This window comes from Microcoleus sp. LAD1_D5 (assembly GCF_036702115.1).
Classification (GTDB): Bacteria; Cyanobacteriota; Cyanobacteriia; order Cyanobacteriales; family Microcoleaceae; genus Microcoleus.
In genome coordinates, this window is record NZ_JAUBSA010000061.1 from 1 (window position 1) to 16,921 (window position 16,921).

The 16,921-nt window shown below is 47.8% G+C and carries 21 protein-coding genes and 1 tRNA gene; 16 read left to right on the forward strand and 6 right to left on the reverse strand.

Annotated elements, in window-relative coordinates:
• Positions 1–1,152 precede the first annotated feature (1,152 nt).
• A complete protein-coding gene (locus QUA70_RS21555) occupies positions 1,153–2,787 on the forward strand; it encodes an MBL fold metallo-hydrolase (RefSeq protein ID WP_333334087.1) in 1,635 nt (544 codons plus the stop codon).
• 332 nt (positions 2,788–3,119) lie between these two features.
• Here the strand turns inward: QUA70_RS21555 and QUA70_RS21560 are convergent, their stop codons facing one another.
• A complete protein-coding gene (locus QUA70_RS21560) occupies positions 3,120–3,431 on the reverse strand; it encodes a DUF6679 family protein (protein WP_006633466.1) in 312 nt (103 codons plus the stop codon).
• A gap of 601 nt (positions 3,432–4,032) precedes the next feature.
• On the opposite strand from QUA70_RS21560, the gene QUA70_RS21565 reads away from it, so the two are divergent.
• From QUA70_RS21565 to QUA70_RS21590, 6 genes are all read left to right on the forward strand, one after another.
• Complete coding sequence (locus QUA70_RS21565) at positions 4,033–4,188, forward strand: hypothetical protein (RefSeq protein ID WP_158307982.1); 156 nt, start codon at positions 4,033–4,035, stop codon at positions 4,186–4,188.
• Between the two features lie 12 nt (positions 4,189–4,200).
• On the forward strand, positions 4,201–6,276 hold the full coding sequence (locus QUA70_RS21570; protein WP_333334083.1) for a CapA family protein: 2,076 nt from the start codon (positions 4,201–4,203) through the stop codon (positions 6,274–6,276).
• Between the two features lie 137 nt (positions 6,277–6,413).
• The gene (locus QUA70_RS21575) at positions 6,414–7,283 is read left to right on the forward strand and encodes an aldose epimerase family protein (protein WP_445251666.1); all 870 of its coding nucleotides are present in this window, start codon (positions 6,414–6,416) and stop codon (positions 7,281–7,283) included.
• A 67-nt stretch (positions 7,284–7,350) separates the two neighbouring features.
• Positions 7,351–7,422, forward strand: a tRNA-Lys gene (locus QUA70_RS21580).
• 193 nt (positions 7,423–7,615) lie between these two features.
• Positions 7,616–8,695: a class II fructose-bisphosphate aldolase gene (fba, locus tag QUA70_RS21585; RefSeq protein WP_006633469.1), complete on the forward strand. Its 1,080-nt coding sequence runs from the start codon at positions 7,616–7,618 to the stop codon at positions 8,693–8,695.
• A gap of 312 nt (positions 8,696–9,007) precedes the next feature.
• Positions 9,008–9,646 carry a type I restriction endonuclease gene (locus tag QUA70_RS21590; RefSeq protein WP_333334080.1) on the forward strand — a complete coding sequence of 213 codons (639 nt, stop codon included), beginning with the start codon at positions 9,008–9,010 and terminating at the stop codon, positions 9,644–9,646.
• Position 9,647: 1 nt separating this feature from the next.
• Here QUA70_RS21590 and QUA70_RS21595 read toward each other — a convergent pair whose 3' ends face one another.
• Positions 9,648–9,989: a DUF5615 family PIN-like protein gene (locus tag QUA70_RS21595; protein ID WP_333031540.1), complete on the reverse strand. Its 342-nt coding sequence runs from the start codon at positions 9,987–9,989 to the stop codon at positions 9,648–9,650.
• 3 nt (positions 9,990–9,992) lie between these two features.
• Positions 9,993–10,334: a DUF433 domain-containing protein gene (locus tag QUA70_RS21600; RefSeq protein WP_333334078.1), complete on the reverse strand. Its 342-nt coding sequence runs from the start codon at positions 10,332–10,334 to the stop codon at positions 9,993–9,995.
• On the opposite strand from QUA70_RS21600, the gene QUA70_RS21605 reads away from it, so the two are divergent.
• Positions 10,333–10,500, forward strand: a complete 168-nt coding sequence (locus QUA70_RS21605; protein WP_333334076.1) for a hypothetical protein — start codon at positions 10,333–10,335, stop codon at positions 10,498–10,500. The genes QUA70_RS21600 and QUA70_RS21605 overlap by 2 nt on opposite strands.
• Here the strand turns inward: QUA70_RS21605 and QUA70_RS21610 are convergent.
• Positions 10,459–11,841, reverse strand: coding sequence for an NB-ARC domain-containing protein (locus QUA70_RS21610; protein WP_333349749.1), 1,383 nt, complete (start codon positions 11,839–11,841; stop codon positions 10,459–10,461). The genes QUA70_RS21605 and QUA70_RS21610 overlap by 42 nt on opposite strands.
• A gap of 205 nt (positions 11,842–12,046) precedes the next feature.
• On the opposite strand from QUA70_RS21610, the gene QUA70_RS21615 reads away from it, so the two are divergent.
• The 4 genes from QUA70_RS21615 to QUA70_RS21630 all read left to right on the forward strand — a co-directional run bounded on the left by QUA70_RS21615 (position 12,047) and on the right by QUA70_RS21630 (position 13,880).
• On the forward strand, positions 12,047–12,628 hold the full coding sequence (locus tag QUA70_RS21615) for an RNA polymerase subunit sigma-24 (protein ID WP_333334072.1): 582 nt from the start codon (positions 12,047–12,049) through the stop codon (positions 12,626–12,628).
• 67 nt (positions 12,629–12,695) lie between these two features.
• Positions 12,696–13,040 (forward strand): hypothetical protein, encoded by a 345-nt coding sequence (locus QUA70_RS21620; RefSeq protein ID WP_333334070.1) that lies wholly within the window; start codon positions 12,696–12,698, stop codon positions 13,038–13,040.
• A gap of 236 nt (positions 13,041–13,276) precedes the next feature.
• A complete protein-coding gene (locus tag QUA70_RS21625) occupies positions 13,277–13,606 on the forward strand; it encodes a flavoredoxin (protein WP_333349751.1) in 330 nt (109 codons plus the stop codon).
• Positions 13,607–13,619: 13 nt separating this feature from the next.
• Positions 13,620–13,880, forward strand: coding sequence for a hypothetical protein (locus tag QUA70_RS21630; protein ID WP_333218003.1), 261 nt, complete (start codon positions 13,620–13,622; stop codon positions 13,878–13,880).
• A 53-nt stretch (positions 13,881–13,933) separates the two neighbouring features.
• Here QUA70_RS21630 and QUA70_RS21635 read toward each other — a convergent pair whose 3' ends face one another.
• Positions 13,934–14,164: a type II toxin-antitoxin system Phd/YefM family antitoxin gene (locus QUA70_RS21635; RefSeq protein WP_333410671.1), complete on the reverse strand. Its 231-nt coding sequence runs from the start codon at positions 14,162–14,164 to the stop codon at positions 13,934–13,936.
• Between the two features lie 53 nt (positions 14,165–14,217).
• Here QUA70_RS21635 and QUA70_RS21640 point away from each other — a divergent pair, with 53 nt between their 5' ends.
• From QUA70_RS21640 to QUA70_RS21650, 3 genes are read left to right on the forward strand one after another with little or no spacing between them, the layout of a single operon-like run.
• A complete protein-coding gene (locus tag QUA70_RS21640) occupies positions 14,218–14,352 on the forward strand; it encodes a hypothetical protein (protein ID WP_333349753.1) in 135 nt (44 codons plus the stop codon).
• 54 nt (positions 14,353–14,406) lie between these two features.
• On the forward strand, positions 14,407–14,673 hold the full coding sequence (locus tag QUA70_RS21645) for a hypothetical protein (RefSeq protein ID WP_333334062.1): 267 nt from the start codon (positions 14,407–14,409) through the stop codon (positions 14,671–14,673).
• Complete coding sequence (locus QUA70_RS21650) at positions 14,670–14,990, forward strand: type II toxin-antitoxin system RelE/ParE family toxin (protein WP_333334061.1); 321 nt, start codon at positions 14,670–14,672, stop codon at positions 14,988–14,990. Before QUA70_RS21645 ends, QUA70_RS21650 begins: the two co-directional genes overlap by 4 nt.
• A 408-nt stretch (positions 14,991–15,398) precedes the next feature.
• On the opposite strand, the gene QUA70_RS21655 is transcribed toward QUA70_RS21650, so the two are convergent.
• Complete coding sequence (locus QUA70_RS21655; RefSeq protein WP_333334059.1) at positions 15,399–16,100, reverse strand: alpha/beta fold hydrolase; 702 nt, start codon at positions 16,098–16,100, stop codon at positions 15,399–15,401.
• A 152-nt stretch (positions 16,101–16,252) separates the two neighbouring features.
• Here QUA70_RS21655 and QUA70_RS21660 point away from each other — a divergent pair, with 152 nt between their 5' ends.
• Entirely contained in the window at positions 16,253–16,732 is a 480-nt protein-coding gene (locus tag QUA70_RS21660) for an NUDIX domain-containing protein (protein ID WP_006633478.1), read from the forward strand.
• The last annotated feature ends 189 nt before the right edge of the window (positions 16,733–16,921 follow it).

Genomic DNA, 16,921 nt, shown 5'->3' on the forward strand with positions numbered 1-16,921 from the left:
CGGCAATCGTTTGGGAGTTTATTGTTGCCGAATCTATCTTGCTTTACCTCTGCTTAAATATCTGCGGAATGCGGGGTTAAACGGCGCACGTGTTAGCTGCAAAAACTCCAAAACTCAACCCTAAATAAGACCAAGCAATGATAAAAAAACAGGAGATTACAGGCTGGTTGGAGACTGATCGAGCTGAGATTACTTCTGGCAAGCTAGTGGTATTTTTATAGTATGAATATCATCTCTTGTCGGGGGATTGATGTGGCTATGTTTGGGGGAAAACAAAAGAACGCATCGTTTTGTCCCCTAGTCAATGAGCGGAGTAAAAAAAACCTATTATGGGGCAGCCAGTCGATTTTCGATTTTCGATTTATTTCACAGATGAATCTGGAGCTTGAACACGAGTCTAAAACTTTGGGCTGCTGGCGATTGCTGTCGGAAACTTATATCCGTTTTTGGGCGGGGTCAAAAAGCCATTTAAACTCTCTCCTCCCTAGCCAGCAGGTTTGCTTAGAAGAATGTATCAAACTTTTACAAAGAAACCGATCAAACTCATAAAGTCTCTCTCTGCCCTGACAAAAGCAGTTAGCTAGCTCGATGCTGGTTCTCCGTTTTTCAGATTGGACAATACACGACCCTCAAAACCCTAAAAATGAAGAATTGTAAAGTTTTATCAAGATCTTTGGCCATCTGAATTAAAATCTTCTCATAAAAAAGACTAGCTTTTAGCAGGCGCAAATTGTGGAAAAAGGTTTAAAACTCAGAATATGAGATCGAGTTCGGTACTCTTACATGGTGCAATAAAATGTAACTTTTGATGCCAGAACCAGTAGCCTGAACTTTGTCGAAGGTCGAATGCCCGTCAGGCAAATGCCTTCGGAAAATCGCCTTCTTGGTGCTGCATCAAACCTTAAGTGCAATTACTTCCCTTTGACGGGAGTCGGAGCCTTCGAGCAAACATATAGCTCCAGGGCTTACGCACCAGAACTTTGATAAACCGGGTTTTTTAACCGGGAGCTAGGGCGGCAACAAAGTGTTTTCGTTCATCAAACCCGGTTTCAGCGTCCGAGACTGAACTCGATCGAATGAATGCAGTCGCAACCAATGTTTAAATGTGGCGATACTGCAAGTTGCGTGCAAAGCAGGGAGCTAACCGCAGTGATGGATCTCGATTGTTTACCTTACGGCGCAGGCCACGCACAGGAAGGGGTCTGTCTGCTAGTCCGAATGGGGCCGCACCGCATTTTACTCGACTGCGGTGTAGAGGATATTGCACCCTTGTCAGCGACACTAAATCGATCGCTGCCAGCCGATTTTGTGGTGTGTACCCACGCCCACTCTGATCATGCCAGAGGTTTGCTAGCACTCCATCAATCTTTCCCCCACTTGCCAATCTACGCCAGCGAAGTGACAGCGCGACTGCTACCGCTCAACTGGCCAGAACTGGCTCAGCAGCCAGAGTCCCGGTTCTGTCAGGGACTGCCCTGGCAGTCGCCGCTCGAAGTGCGCCCAGGACTAAGCGTGCAGTTGTTCCCGTCGGGCCATTTGCCCGGAGCGGCGACTGTGCTGCTGACTTATGCCGCCCCGCACCGCACCTACACAGTGGTTTACACCGGCGACTTTTTCCTGTCCAATTCTCGTTTGGTGGAAGGTTTGCCCCTGGGAGAACTTAGGGGCATGAAGCCGGATGTGTTAATTTTGGAAGGCAGTTACGGCACGGCGCGCCACCCTCACCGCCGACAACTGGAAAATCAGTTAGCCGATCGCATCCACCGCGCCATCGCCGACGGGTACTCGGTACTGCTGCCCGCGCCCGCGCTCGGTTTGGGTCAAGAACTGCTGATGCTGCTCCGCAGTCACCACTACTTTACTGGCCGCGACTTGGATATTTGGGTGGACGGCACTGTCGCCGACGGGTGCGACGCTTATTTGGAACTGTTACCCCAATTTCCCACGGCTGTCCAAAATTTTGCTCTGCACCAACCTTTGTTTTGGGACGAAAGGGTGAAACCCCGCGTCCGCCGGCTGTCTGCCGAACAGCGCCCCGGATTGGGAGCCACGCCCTGTATTGTGATTACTGACCAAATAGCTGATTTGGCTTTGTATGTTGCCGAGCGCACACATCCTTGGATTTTGCTCGCCCCTCAAAAACCTGGATATCCCGTCAGCGACTGGCTGGGCAACAGGCCCGACTCTGGAATCAGAAGTGTCGAAACTTATCTACTAGCCGAACACTGCGACGGGCCGGGGACGACCCAACTCATCCACAATTTGCGTCCCCAGCACGTAATTTTGATCCACGGTTCCCCTGCATATTTGGCTGACTTGGCTAACTTGGACGAGCTGCGAAACCGCTACCAGTTGCACACTCCGGCGGCCGGAACACTTGTCGAATTGCCGATCGGGGAAATGTTTTTGCAGCCCGCTATCCCAGAAACTAACTATGAGGGAGAACTTAGCGAATTGGGCACAGAGGTAGCAATTAGCTTGCCGAGTCCGATTACAGCCGATCCTCGGTGGGCCAATTTTGCCGATACCGGTTTGGTAGAAGCGCGCTGGCAAGGCGAAGAACTCGTACTGCGCGGCATCTCCCAGCGGGAACTCCTTTTTCAAGGTAGCGCCGTTCAAGCCAACCTCGAATGCTGCGGCAATTGTCAGCACTACCGCAGCCAGCGCTGTTGGAACCAGTCCAGTGCTTTGTTTGGCTTTAAAGTAACCCCCGACGGTTACTGTCCCGTGTTTAAAGCGATACCGGAGTCGGAACTTTTCCTAGATGGCGAAACAGACGGCGAATAAGCTGTCGGACACCTCGAAACCAGCCCGCAGGCAAAGAAAACAAAAGAACAGTCCTGGACGCACCCAGACAAAAAACCCGCTTTCAGCAGGGGTAAGCTATGGCGTATTGAATTTTTAAACTACTGTGTACTTACGCTGTTGTGGGGAGTAGGGGTTGGGCAGGAGATCCCGCCATCAAGCTTAAATTTAAAGGCAAAATAGCTTATGTGGTCACAACCCAGAATATTTTTGGCCTAAACCGGGTTTTTTGGATAATTTCTTCACAAAAAAGGGAGAAAAGTCGTTTTCTTTTCCCCCCAAGTTTTCCTTGTGCCTCAAGCGCGAGCTCAAAACTATTCCAAATTCGAGTCCGGGTAGTGATTGCGAATTTGTTCGGCTTCGGGACAATCGTCAGAAACTAGGGGTTCGCAGTTAGTTCGGGATACCGAAGCCAACTTCTGGGACACAGCTCCAATACTTTCGAGACGCACCATTTCTTCCCAGGAGCTGATTTCGTCTTCTTCGTCGGTTTCGTAGCGCAGCGTGACTAGATCCCCTTCAATATCTAGGATACGAGCGCGCTCTATCCAACGTTGCTGATCTCGAAGAAAAATAGAAACCTCACGACCATCACAACAGAGTTGATAGATTTTGCGCTGTAGCATTTGTCAGTTCTCCTGCGCAGTGTAACTTGCTTAAAATATGGTCTGTTTACCGTAACGTACTTTGGGTTTTACATCGGAAGGCACAGCCGTATGGACTGGCCAGTTTCACGTTTTCCGCAACTTTTGTACCGATGGGAGTTACCAAATTTGATTTTACCACCAAATCTATCTAGTACGCCATTTATCCAATTACAGGTTGTGCAGCTAGTTGCATCCCTCGTGAGAGGCATTTGCCAGCATAGATCAGAGCATTGGACTTGACTCCGGCACGCGATTAACAGCGACAATAACAACAGACTCTGCCTCATAAATCTCGCTCTCTTCTGCCTCAACTCCCCCAGAAACATCTTGTTACGACGTTTGTTCGATCGCCCACTAACGCCGTCAAGGCTCAATCTCAAATCTCAAATCTCAAAGCGAAAGCTTTAAAGCGACACTCAAACAGCGACAATAAAAACAGGCTCTGCCTCATAAATCTCGCTCTTGTCTACTTCAACTCCCCTAGAAACCTTTTGTTTCGACTTTTGTTCTGACCCCGAGTACCCTCTGTGAACTCAATCTAAAATCTCAAATCTCAAATCTCAAATCTACAGACCGGAGTGTGATAAAAATCACTGACAGCAGGCAGCCCCTAAATGTAGAAAATGGTGGCGGCCAACAACTAGCTTCAAAACGGGCAGCGGAACCTGTGGCGGTTAAGCTAAAAGAATTGCGGTTCCGTTCAAAACAAATTGGAGTCATCGCTCGTGCGTATTAAGGAGGCTAATTGATGGTGTACGCAGAAAATTGGTCGCAGCCGTCTATCTTGGAGCTAGCGCGATCGGGCAACTTTCAAGCCCTGAATTACTGGATTGACAGCTTGCTGCGCCCCGAAGGGATTTATGCCCGCGTCGAACAGGCTCAGGCCGGCTGCGTCCAAATCCTCGTAGAATTCCAGCGCGAATTTGCGCCAGATACTACATTACTCGGGAGCACACTCCGGGAAGGCTTAGTCAAATTTATTTGCCACCAACTCTGGAGACTCAACTCGCCAGCAGTAGAAGGAGTGCGAATTCACGCGCGCTTGGCTGGGGATGCAGACATTCTCTGGAAACAGTCAGTGCGAATTGTGACTCCGGCAAACCGCCAGCGGCGGCGTTACCGTTCCCTACCGGTCGTCGATTGGGTTAAATTTAAAACGTATCGTTCTCTGCTGCTAGTGGGCTCGGCACTTGCCTCATTTATTTTAGGGTGTTGGGTCAGCTACCACGAAGCTCTGACCCTGCGGTCAGTATCCCCAGTATCCGGGTACCAGCAAACTGCGGTAATGTCGGGGCCTCCTCCAAAACGTGCGGATACCGTGCAAGCGGCCTTAGAAGTGGTACCAGTAGTACAGCAAAAGCAAGTTGCTAATCCTTACGACCCAACAGTAACGCTGATGTTCGGAGGAAATGTGAATCTATCGGATGCGCTCGGAGCATCTGCTGCCAACGATCACCAATGGGCTTTCGCCAATATGGACGAGTATCGGCAAGCAGATGTGGCGATGGTTAACCTAGAAAACTCCCTGACTCGCTCTACATTGGGCTCTGCCAAAAAACAATTAAATTTTAAAGCCGATCCAGAATCGGTGAAAGTATTAACAGCCGGAGGAGTGGATATTGTCAATCTGGCAAATAGCCGCGCTATGGATTACGAGGAACCGGGGCTGGTGGAGACTATGAATACTCTAGATAGTAGTGGGATTCAACACCTGGGAGCCGGCAGAGATATTAAACAAGCGAGGCGTCCAGATATTATTGAAGTTAAGGGTCAGCGGATTGCCTACCTCGGTTATTATGATGCCGAGCTTAACGTCGCCGACCAAGGGAAAGCGGGCACTAACCCCCGCCGCAACAATCGCGTGGCCGAGGATATTCGAGCTCTTAGGGGTCAGGTAGACTGGATTATTGTTAATTACCACTGGGGAGTCGAATTGGCAGATTATCCGGGGGACTGGCAGATTGATTTGGCTCGGTTCACGATCGACCAAGGAGCTGATTTGGTAGTGGGACACCATCCCCAGGTATTGCAAGGTGCAGAAATTTACAAGGGCCGCCCGATAGTTTACTCGCTGGGTAATTTTATATTCGGCGGGAATGCTCGCAGGGATTACGATACCGCAGTCCTGAAAGTATCGCTCAAAGACAGGAATATGAAGGTAGAGTTTCTGCCTGTGGAGGTGAAAAAGTTTCAGCCGAAGGTGGTGAAGGGGGCCTCAGCCGATCGCATCCTCAAACGCGTCGAGCAAATTTCTAGTATTTTCGATCGACCGATGCGCTCTTCTGTAGTTCTTGATGCCCTAGTCCAGCCAGGAGCCACACCAAAAACTCCAAATTCTCCATTGCCAGGATCAGCAAAGAGCGGTACATACCAGCCCGGACGAGGTTCCGGGGGTACCTCCGGTGAAAGCACTCAGCAAGGGCCCGGACAACCCAAACCTACTTTGATTTTGCCGACTTTGCCGACTGCGCCCCAACAGCCGGACAACTCCTCATTTTTCCCGAACGGGACAGGGCCTGCAATTGAGTCCAACCCGCCTCCGAATCAAAATTTGCCGCCGCGCATCTACCCCACTCAACCTCAAAATCCCAGCCGGGAACCAGAGCCCTTTACCAAAGAGCCATTCATCAAAGAACCGTTTATTTCGCCCCCATCTCCTAGTCAAGGAGCAGTGCCGAGTCCCCAAAGCTATCTTCCCCCCAGGGGTGTATCTTTTGAAGTCGCACTCCAACAGCAGCCCACCTCAGCGATCGTTCCAGGTACCAGCAGCAAACGCTCCAAGCACCGGCTCGCCCTGCCTCCTATAGCTGGGAGCATTGGTTAGCCGATGGGGGTCGGAACAAGGAGGAGGCAGGGGGAGAATAGGGGCGGTAATGGGTGAACATCCACATACCAGCGACCAATTATTAATGACCGATTTACTGACAACCAATGATCAATGACCTACTACCGATGACAAATGTGTTTGCGATCGCGCTCAAGCAAAAGCAGTACAAAACCTATATCCTCTCCGACGAAACCGCTAACTCTACTCTAGAAGTTGTGCCGGAACGGGGCGGTATTGCCACTAGCTGGCTGGTTGAAGGCAAAGAAATCTTGTACTTGGACGCGGAACGGTTCGCCAATCCCGATCTGACTGTACGTGGCGGGGTTCCCATCCTGTTTCCCATCTGCAGCAATCTCCCCGACAATACTTACACCCACAAGGGAGTGGAGCGTCAGCTCAAACAGCACGGCTTTGCTCGAGATTTGCCTTGGACAATAGGCGAACAAGTTACTGAGGGTTGCGCCGCTCTTACGCTAATTCTCGATAGCTGTGACAAGACGCTGGCTGTTTATCCCTTTGATTTCCAACTAGCCTTCACTTATCAGATTAAAGGCAATTCTTTGGAAATTTTTCAGCGATACACCAATCTGTCTGCTGAACCCATGCCGTTTTCTAGTGGTTTGCACCCCTACTTTTTGGCGACGGACAAATCTAAGCTGCGCTTTGAGATTCCGGGGATGCAGTACAGAGATCAGAACACCCATCAAAAGGGTTACTTCACTGGGGTTTTTGACCCGACGTTGGATGAAATTGATGTTTCCTTTGACGAACTCACTGGTCTGGCTGCTACTGTCACTGACGCGGCGAGCGGCTTGCGGCTCACCCTCAGTTACAACTCCAGCTATGGGAAGTTGGTTTTCTGGATGGTGAAGGGCAAGGATTTTTACTGTTTGGAACCTTGGACTGCTCCTCGAAATGCCCTCAACACTGGCGAACACATGATTTATTTGCAGCCGGGAGCGACTTGCCAGATGCTGGTTCGGATGACTGCAAATTTTATTTAAAAAACACTTGCTATTTCAAATGAGGGGTGCTACTATTAGAAATTGTGTGCGGTAACAATGTTTTCGCGGGTCGCTAGCTCAGCGGTAGAGCATTCGGCTTTTAACCGATTGGTCTCGGGTTCAAATCCCGGGCGACCCATAAAAAATTTGTGAGTTAAAAATTTTGAGTTTTGAGTGGAATGCTCGGAACTCAAAATTTTGTTTTTTGAACTTTTAAGTAAATCTGGAAAGATAGTGCGCGATCGGTGGCAAATTGTCTTAATATTATCGTAAGAATTGAGCTTGTCCAAAATTCACTGCCCAAAAATCACAAATAATTAGGAGGAATATCTATGGCGCTTGTACCTATGCGATTGCTGCTCGACCACGCGGCTGAAAATGGTTACGGCCTACCGGCTTACAACGTCAACAACATGGAGCAAATCCAAGCGATCATGCGCGCTGCTGACGAAACCAACAGCCCCGTGATTTTGCAAGCTTCTCGCGGCGCTCGCTCCTACGCTGGCGAAAATTTTCTGCGCCACTTGATTTTGGCAGCAGTTGAAACCTATCCTCACATTCCCATTTCCATGCACCAAGACCACGGCAATGCCCCCGGCACTTGCTATTCTGCCATGCGCCAAGGTTTCACCAGCGTGATGATGGACGGTTCTCTGGAAGCGGATGCTAAGACTCCCGCTAGCTACGAGTACAATGTTCAAGTTACTCGCGATGTGGTGAATGTTGCTCATTCGATCGGCGTTAGCGTTGAAGGCGAACTGGGTTGCTTGGGTTCTCTGGAAACAGGAATGGGCGAAGCAGAAGACGGCCACGGCTTTGAAGGTGCGCTTTCTCACGATCAGTTGCTGACAGATCCTGAACAAGCTGTTGATTTCGTTGAGCAAACCGGCGTTGATGCTCTAGCAGTGGCGATCGGCACTTCTCACGGCGCTTACAAGTTCACTCGCAAGCCGACTGGCGAAATTTTGGCAATCAGCCGCATTGAAGAAATTCACCGCCGCTTGCCGAATACTCACTTGGTAATGCACGGTTCTTCTTCTGTGCCCCAAGAATTGCTGGAAATCATCAACAGCAACGGTGGCAAAATCCGCGAAACCTACGGCGTACCTGTGGAAGAAATCCAAAAAGGCATCAAGTGTGGCGTTCGTAAGATCAATATCGATACTGACAACCGTTTGGCGATTACTGCTGCGGTGCGCGAAGCTTTGTTTGCGAAGCCCGATGAGTTTGACCCCCGCCACTTCTTGAAGCCGTCGATCAAGTATATGCAGAAGGTTTGTAGCGATCGTTATAACTCTTTCGGTTGCGCTGGTCACGGTACAAAGATTAAGCAAGTGTCTTTGGACGATTTTGCAGCTAAGTATGCTAAGGGCGAACTGAGCTCTTCTGCTAAGAAGACTGTAGCTGTTTAAGAATTTTAGGTTTTAGATTTGAGATTTGTCTGAAGTCTAAAGTTAGGATTGCCGGGTAGCTTTGAAGTTGCCCGGTTTTTGTTTTTGGACACAAACCAATAGAAGTGATATCAAATCCGGTAGCATAGGAATTATTCATCTCTCTGTTCTCTGACTCTGTGTTCTCTGTGTCCTCTGCGGTTTAATCATTCCAATTCAACCGGAATTCATATGATATTGAAAACTGCGATCGCTATAGCAGTTTCCCTATTTTTGCTTACAATGAAGCTAATTTTCCTGGGAAATTCAACCGTTTGAATCAAAGGTGAACGAATGGCAAAGGTTATCGCAGTTACAGAAGCTATTAAAAGCCAAGAGGAGGCTAAATCAAGGTTGAATTTGAGCCGAACTGAGGATGAGGCTTTTTTTACCGAGTGGCAAACCCAATTGCCAAGTCTTAGCGATTCTGAACAGACTGCTTTGGATACGCTACGACGTAGATTGCTATATCATAGAGCCGATGGAGAATTGTTAGAAGGGGCAGTGACATTGCTGGTGGCATCACCTTTGTTAGAACTGGCGGGATTCTACGATCCACCTTTCAGGATGAAGGCTGAAGCTGCAATCGAAATTGCGATCGATGATGGGGAAGAAACCCTGCGCGGACGAATTGATATTTTGATTTTGCAGAATCAGCTTTGGGTAATGGTTTTGGAGTGTAAGAAGACTACGATTTCGACGCGATCGGCATTACCCCAAGCATTAGCATACATGATGGCAAATCCTGATTTGGATAAACCGAGATTTGGTATGTTGACGAATGGCGATGATGTGTTGTTTGTGAAACTCAGGGCTCAACCTACAGCCGAATACGGGTTATCGCGGGCATTTTCGATTTATACTGTGCGAAGTGAATTGCGATCGGCTTTTCAAGTCTTGAAGCATTTAGGCCAAGGCATCACTGCCATCTAAGTTACGGTGAAGGGCGCACAACACGAATCAGTTTACCTTGCAAAGATTCTTCTGCTGTAATAGCCGCGTTGATTCGGTTAGCCAGTGCTTCCCAATTGCGATCGTTCGTACAGGCGATAATGCCAGCATGAAGGGGCTGTATGCGGTGCAGCCGAAAGAAATCTTTACGGTTTTCGGTAATGACGGCACGTTTTTCGCTAGTAGCAAAAGCTAAAACATCCGGGTCAGGAATTTTCTGATTGGCTCTGCCTGCTTCTTGGACAGTCAAAACATCATGTCCTAAAGCTCTCAGTAATTCTACAACAGGATAGGGATATTGCTCATCGGCATAGAGACGTGCCATCTGCTACAAATCCTCGTCCATCACTTCATCGTTTTCCCGAATTTCTGCTTCAATTTCATCGGAGAAAGCTTCGGCGTATGCCCAAGCGTTAGCAATATCAGTCGCAGATAGCGATAGATAGCTTGTGAGTAAATCAGCTTCGCTGTAGCCAATGCGACGAGCTTCTACAAGTCCCCAAACGGTGATGCGAGTTCCAGCAATGCAGGCACTCCCGCCACAAACATCAGGCGTTTTTTCAATACCGCGCCAAGGAGTGATTTTACCTTGAGATAGGAGTTGAACGACTTGAGCTTTTTCGTCGTCAGAGAGTGCCAGGAGTTGAGGCTCTAATTCTTTCAGCGTCATGACAAACAATGGAATTGCTACTACCAATTATTCTATCGAACCGATCGCCCCATTTACCCGATCGCCCATTGCCACTCCTAGTAATTTGGGTGAAGGGCGAGAATGCAAGCAATGGTTGTATCAATTACACCGCCTGGGCGATCGCATATTGCCTCAGTACAGGTGAAATCGTGTAAAAATTTGCTTGTTGTTCAATCAAGCAGCGCCGCGATAGAGATTGCAGCGCATTTAGCAAATCTGAAGCCGGAATTATCTCATTTTCTAGCAATTTTGCCCGGTGGATTGGCTGGATTTCTTTCGCTAACAAGGAGATTACTTGTTTTTCTAGTTCCGATAGGCGATCGAACTGCTGCTGTAAAACATCTTTCAAATCTTCCGGCAACAATACGGTATTATTTGGTAATAACTCTGTCACGCCTCCTCCCAAGTCTGGAATCAGATTCGCCACGCTTTTTAACCATAGGGGGTTGCCTTGGTAACGATGAATGAGTGCTTCACTGTTGTCGCTTTCTTCTAACCCATAATCTCTGAGTATTTCCCGTGCGGCGGCGATGTCTAAACCTTTGACTTGTAAGGTGCGAATAGAAGTATTTTGGTTTTTAACTTGAGTCACTTCTCTCGGTTGTTCCCAACCGATTAACATCAAGCAGCTTTGATGAGATAATTTTTCTATTTGTTTGAATAAAGAGCGATATTCTTCGCATTCTGGTTTATATTTTCCTGCAAATTCGCCGCTACAGAAAAGGTTGTGAACGTCATCTAAGACGATTAAACAGCGATGGTTTTGTAAATACTTAATCAGCGGTAAGCGTTTTTGGTTTGTTGGGGATGAATCTTGTTTTTCAGAATGGGAAAAAAGCTGTATTAGGTTAGATTGAAATTTTTCTAGGGTGGGGAATTCGTCTAGTGTGTACCAAACTGCGTACTCAAACTCGTCTTTAATTTGTTGTACGAGTTGTACTGCTAGGGTGGTTTTGCCGATACCGCTGATGCCGGTGAGGGTGATGAGCCGACAGCGTTGTTGTAAAATCCAGGTGGTGAGGGTTTGGAGTTCGGGAGTGCGATCGTAGAAATCACCCAACTCTGGCATTTCGCTTAAATCTTGATGTAGAGTTTTGGTTTGTTGTGGGTTAGCTGTTTCCTGATTAGGTGGGTGTGAGTTTGGGATATTTGGTGGGTGTCTAGCTTGTCCGCAAATGTTAAAAATACTGCTCACTACAACATCTTGTGCAAAGTTTACAACATTAGAGTTTTGCAACCTCTCCATTGTGGAGCGAAAATTCGATTTACTGACTTTTTCCCCAAACTCCTCTGAAAGTAATTGCCATAATTCCGATCCGATTTCCCTGATGCGACTTTCCGAACAGTCAAAATCTTTCGCTATTTCTTTGTATTTCTCGCGTTGTAGAGTTCCCCGCAGTACCGCTGCTTGTAAATCGTCAAGGTGCTGACCTGTTTTCTCGAAAACTATGCGATCGGCGACATTTAACATTTCTTTAAGATTCATCTGGCAGGGAGATGCGAGAGTTTTGTGTATTGTAGCTCACAACTGCCAACATTTTCGTACATTCTCGTACATTGTTGTACAAACTTAGATTAAAGTAAAAGTAAAAGCGAGGGAGAATTGGCGGCAAAATAGAACTTTTTTGGGCTAGACAAACCTTGAATTTATTAAGGATAATGGAACAAGTATTAAAAGGATAAATTGATTTATGAATTGGGAAGATTTTGCCAGCAAAGCAGGTGAAGAAGAGGTAGAAAATGTTGTAGAAAAAACTATGGGAATTAATGGAAATACAGTCAAAACAGTCAAAGCGGTTGCAGAAACTGGTGCTGCGGTAGGTGCGGCTGCCAGTGCTGCAACAGGGTTGACTGTTGCAGCAACTTCAGGAGCAGGAATTACTTCTGGTCTAGCTGCTGCAGGTGGTGTGGTTGGTGGTGGTATGGCGGCGGCTCCTGCGGTATTAGCAGCAGGCCCAGCTTATCTGGGGGCAAAAATAATGAATGAAACTTTGTTCAAAGAGCAATCCAACTTGTCTGAGGAAGAGAATGATGCTCGTGCAGCGGCAAGAACAGCTACAAACATTGGGGCTGCTGCTGGTCTAGTTGGTGCTGGTGCTGTAACGGTAGCTGGCGGTGCTTCTGGTGCTGCAATTATGGGCACCCTTGCTGGTATCGGTGGCGTTGTCGGGGGAGGCGCAATTGCTGGTACTGCCATAGTTGCGGCTGCACCTGTTGCTGCGGCGGCTGCTGTTGGATACGGAATATATAAACTGTTTGGAGGTAAAGGGTAAAGATAGTTAGTTCAGTTTGACTTTGAAGGGCTAATTAATCGGAAGTTTAGCGGAGCACTTAATTATTATGGATGAGATAGTCAATAAGTTAGCTGGTCTAGGAGTTGCTGGTTTAGTCTTAGTTGGGCTTGTTGCAACCTCTTCTTATGCAGGAGCCGTAGCAATTACAACTTCGCTAGCTTTTTTAGGTGGTCCTTTTGGCATGATTGGTGGCGCACTTGCTCTCACCTTGATTGCAGGCGTTTCAAGCATGATTGCAAAGGTTGGGGTTGAGACTTTAGCAAAGGCTGTAGTTCAGGAGCTTAAGAAGAGTGGCAGATCTGAGAATTCTATCATTCAAGAAATCAATAATTTTCCAATGATTACTCCAGGTCTACGTTCCCAACTACGTGAATATGTCCGCCTAGTATAAAAGGAATAAGTGTGATTGCTGCTCTCCATTAGTGCGATCGCCCTTTTTTGTAGGTTGGGTTGACGCTGGTGTCACCCAACCTCTTTTTTTACTTACAATCTTATCCATTTCCACCATTTCAAAGTGCGCTGATTGCACAGAGGGCGATCGCCTCACCAATCATAAAGATCGATCGCCCTATGGACAAATATTTCTGCTAAAGTATAGCGCGTACTTAAATCAAACAGCCTACACTTGTGGAAAGAATTCCAAACGAGGCCTTAGTAGTTCGTGGCGGTCGTAATCGCCCAGAAGATATTAAACGCAGTACGGCAACTCACCCCAGCGGCATTACGGGAATTTCTGTAGAATGTGCAGTAGGATTATCTGTAGCAGAGTTAGCAGTGACAATCCCTCATGGACAAGTTGGTGTGACGACAGTGGGTGAGGTTCGATCGTCCGATGGAGATGTCATCCGTACTTCTGGCCGAAGCCCAAATCATGCAACATTAACTGGCTTAACACCAGAAAAAGCAAGTCGGCTGCTGACACCAACGATTCCTAATCCATCACAACAATCATCCTGAGTAAAGTAAAAATATGAAATATCCCAGAATCTTTGCAGATTTTCATAATGCGGATGAGCAGGGTCGCCTTCGCCTAAATTGCGTTGGTACGATTGAAGATTTGAGTCGCCAAAATATTAAGTTGGAAGATGGTCAATTGCTAGCATTGTATGACGAAGAGTTAGAAGTCGATGGCGTAGTGCAATATTCAGAAGAGGAAAGTCTTTGGGTTGCAGTAATTGATTGGAAGCAAATTAGGCAGGTAGAGGATATGCTTGTTCAAGCAACAGTCTAGTGCGATCGCTGGCTAAATGCGGGTATCGAGTAAAAGTTTCATTCCAAAACTTCTCACAGTTCGGCGACAGGAGCAATTAAATCTCCTAATATTTCACCGCTTCCTTTCATTGCACCAAATGTGGGGCGTGGATCTTGGGTGGTCGCAGGATAAATAATCACTAATGCTTTCCCTTCATGGATGACGGTTAAAGGGGTTTTGGTACGTTCGACCTCTATAAATAGAGTCTGGAGGGTTTGGGGTAATTCAGTGGTGGTAATTTGTGCCATTTGTTGACTGCTCACACTCTTATTCTATTTCTACTATGAGAATGCGAGGATTAGACGGAAAGCGATGCTTGAGTGAAAAAAAAAGCGATCGCTCCTCGCACCAAATACCAAACACTGCGATGATTCTACGGGGTGCGATCGCCAGTTTCTTATACTCGGAATGGTCAGGTTTTGCCGATAGTAAACCGGGTAGAGGTCAATAAGGGGCGATCGACACTCGTTATAATCAAAGTATCAATTCTCCACCAGATGCCGCGATGACCATCAAAGAACTCCTCATCCAAGAAATCGATAGCACCCCTGACGAACTGCTCGCAGATATTCTTAGCTTGGTACGATCGCTAAAATCCACTCCACACGGCCAACTTAATACCTACGAACAACTGCTAGAACGTATCGACTACCTCGAAGCTATCATCGGCATCCGCAAAGGACTCGAAAGCTTCGATCGAGGTGAAGGTATCCCAGCCGAGAGAGCCATGACAGCGCTACAGCAGCAGTTCAACATCCCTCCTCGTCTATGAGTTATCAACTCCTAATCCAACCACCCGCCTTTCAAGAAATTGAAAACGCCTACCGTTGGATGTGCGATTATCTGAGTGCTGATGCCGCAAATCAGTGGTACTACGACCTCCAAGATGCGATCGCATCCCTGCAACAGTTTCCTTACCGTTGCTCAGTTGCCCCCGAAGCTGCGATCATTGGTCGGGAAATTCGACAACTTTGGGTTGGTAAAAGAAGAACCTATCGGATTCTGTTTGTGGTGGAGGGCGATACCATTGCGATATTACATATTCGTCACCGCCGTCAAGCCCCTCTCGATACTGAACCGCCAGAGTAATCGCCTCAAATAGTCAATAAAAAGCGATCGCCCCTCACAGCAAATACCAAACACTGCGATGATTGTACAGAGTGCGATCGCACATCATCATCACTAATTGGCGATCGACCTCGGCATCAATTCTCAACAAAGCATCCGGCTAAAATTCCTTATCTGCGTCCAAGCGCACAGTAGCATTGTCGCCCAATTCCACCCCAGCAAACCTCTAATTTGATTGTGTGGTTCGCCGTGACTTCTGAATCTTACCGATGATGCCATCTATTCAGTTAGCGATAAAAATTCAAGCAAACATAGCATCGCGGGGGCGAGTTTTGCCGCACTAAACTCGCTCCTTCAAATTCTAACTAAATCCGCCCCTTCAACCTTCTCCTTCTTCCTTCGCGTCCTTCGCGTCTTCGCGGTTCGTTTCTAACACAAATACCCAATCCAAGCCGGCAAAACCTCCGGCGAACCGTACCACTTCCCCGGAGAACGAGGCGAATGCCAAACCCCCTCCAACACCAGATTTTCGGCCCCGTCCAAAACAGCAGCTTCCACCGGCGTAATTCCATCTCCCCAAGTTTCCCCTTTCCCCACAGTCAATTCATAACTTTTGTAAGCCAGCCAAGTCCCTAAACCGCGCTTGCCAAAAACAGCCTTCCCAGCAGCGCACACGTAGCGCACCTGCGGGTGAAAAGCCCCCGGATAGTGAATTTTGACAAAATCTAGATTTTTGCGCGTCCAGCGCTCTTGAGAGACGTGCGGCGTGCCTAAAGTGATTAAAGTATTCACATAAGAGTGAGCTTCCCACAAACCCGCGTCCTCAAGCACGTCGCCGTGAATCGTGTAAGGCTTTTCGCCCAAATAGATGCGAGAAATCCAGCCGCCGGCGGAATGACCAACGAGATTGATCTGGGGAACGCCGTATTGCTGTAACATTTGTTTGACCGTGCGATCGAGCTGTCGCAAAATTGGCACCATCGACCGCCCACCAAAAGTCGGCAACCAATCTCCCTTGCCCAGAGGCACTGTTACTGTTGGGAAACCTCGATCGACCAGAGACTTTTCTAATTCGCGATAGTCGGAAGCAGCAGCAAAATATCCTGGTAAAATCACGGTTGGTAATGGCATTGTCAATTTTAGATTTTAGATTCTAGATTTTAGATTTTGCGGTCGGAGTGCTACGATCTGTTTTTCAAGTTCAAAGACACTTGCCGAAGCATCCTTTGGATTGCTAACCTCTGCCGCTCGTTAAACCTTTTGCTTAGGGAATATCTACTTCTATGGCTCGCGAGCCGATTCAAACATGGTATTTTACCCTAGTTGTCGTTCACTTAGAAGACCGTTTTCTACTGGTACAAGAGCGCAAGTACGAGCAGCAGTGGTATCTCCCTGCAGGGCGAGTGGAAAAAGGGGAAACTTTGCTCGAAGCTGCTATGCGTAATACCCTTGAGGAAGCGGGCATTTCCATCATCGTTGAGGGAATTCTCCGGGTAGAACACACAGTGATGCCTAGGGGCAATGTGCGCCTCCGAGTCATTTTTGTGGCTCGTCCCCAAGATAAGACGCCGCCCAAAAGCAAGCCGGATGAGCATACTTTGTGCGCTGGCTGGTATTCTCTCAAAGAATTAGACCAGTTGTCTCTACGCGGAGAGGAAGTTCGAGAAATGTTTCAATATATGGCAAGCGGCGCTCCAATTTATCCCATCGACTTGCTCACCATCGAGGGAGCTCCTTTTAAAAATTACCGCTATCGCTGGTGAATCAAGGGAGTTGGGAGATTGCCGCCACAGCCGGCGCGTACAACGCGCAGCCACTCGATGAGTTTTGAGTTTTTTGATCTCGTAACCGAATTGGAAACGCCGATCGATCCGTTTGGTCGATCGTGTGTAATGAAATAATTAGGCCCCAGAACCCGAAAAAAGACGGTATAGCAGCGGCGCAGTCTGTTT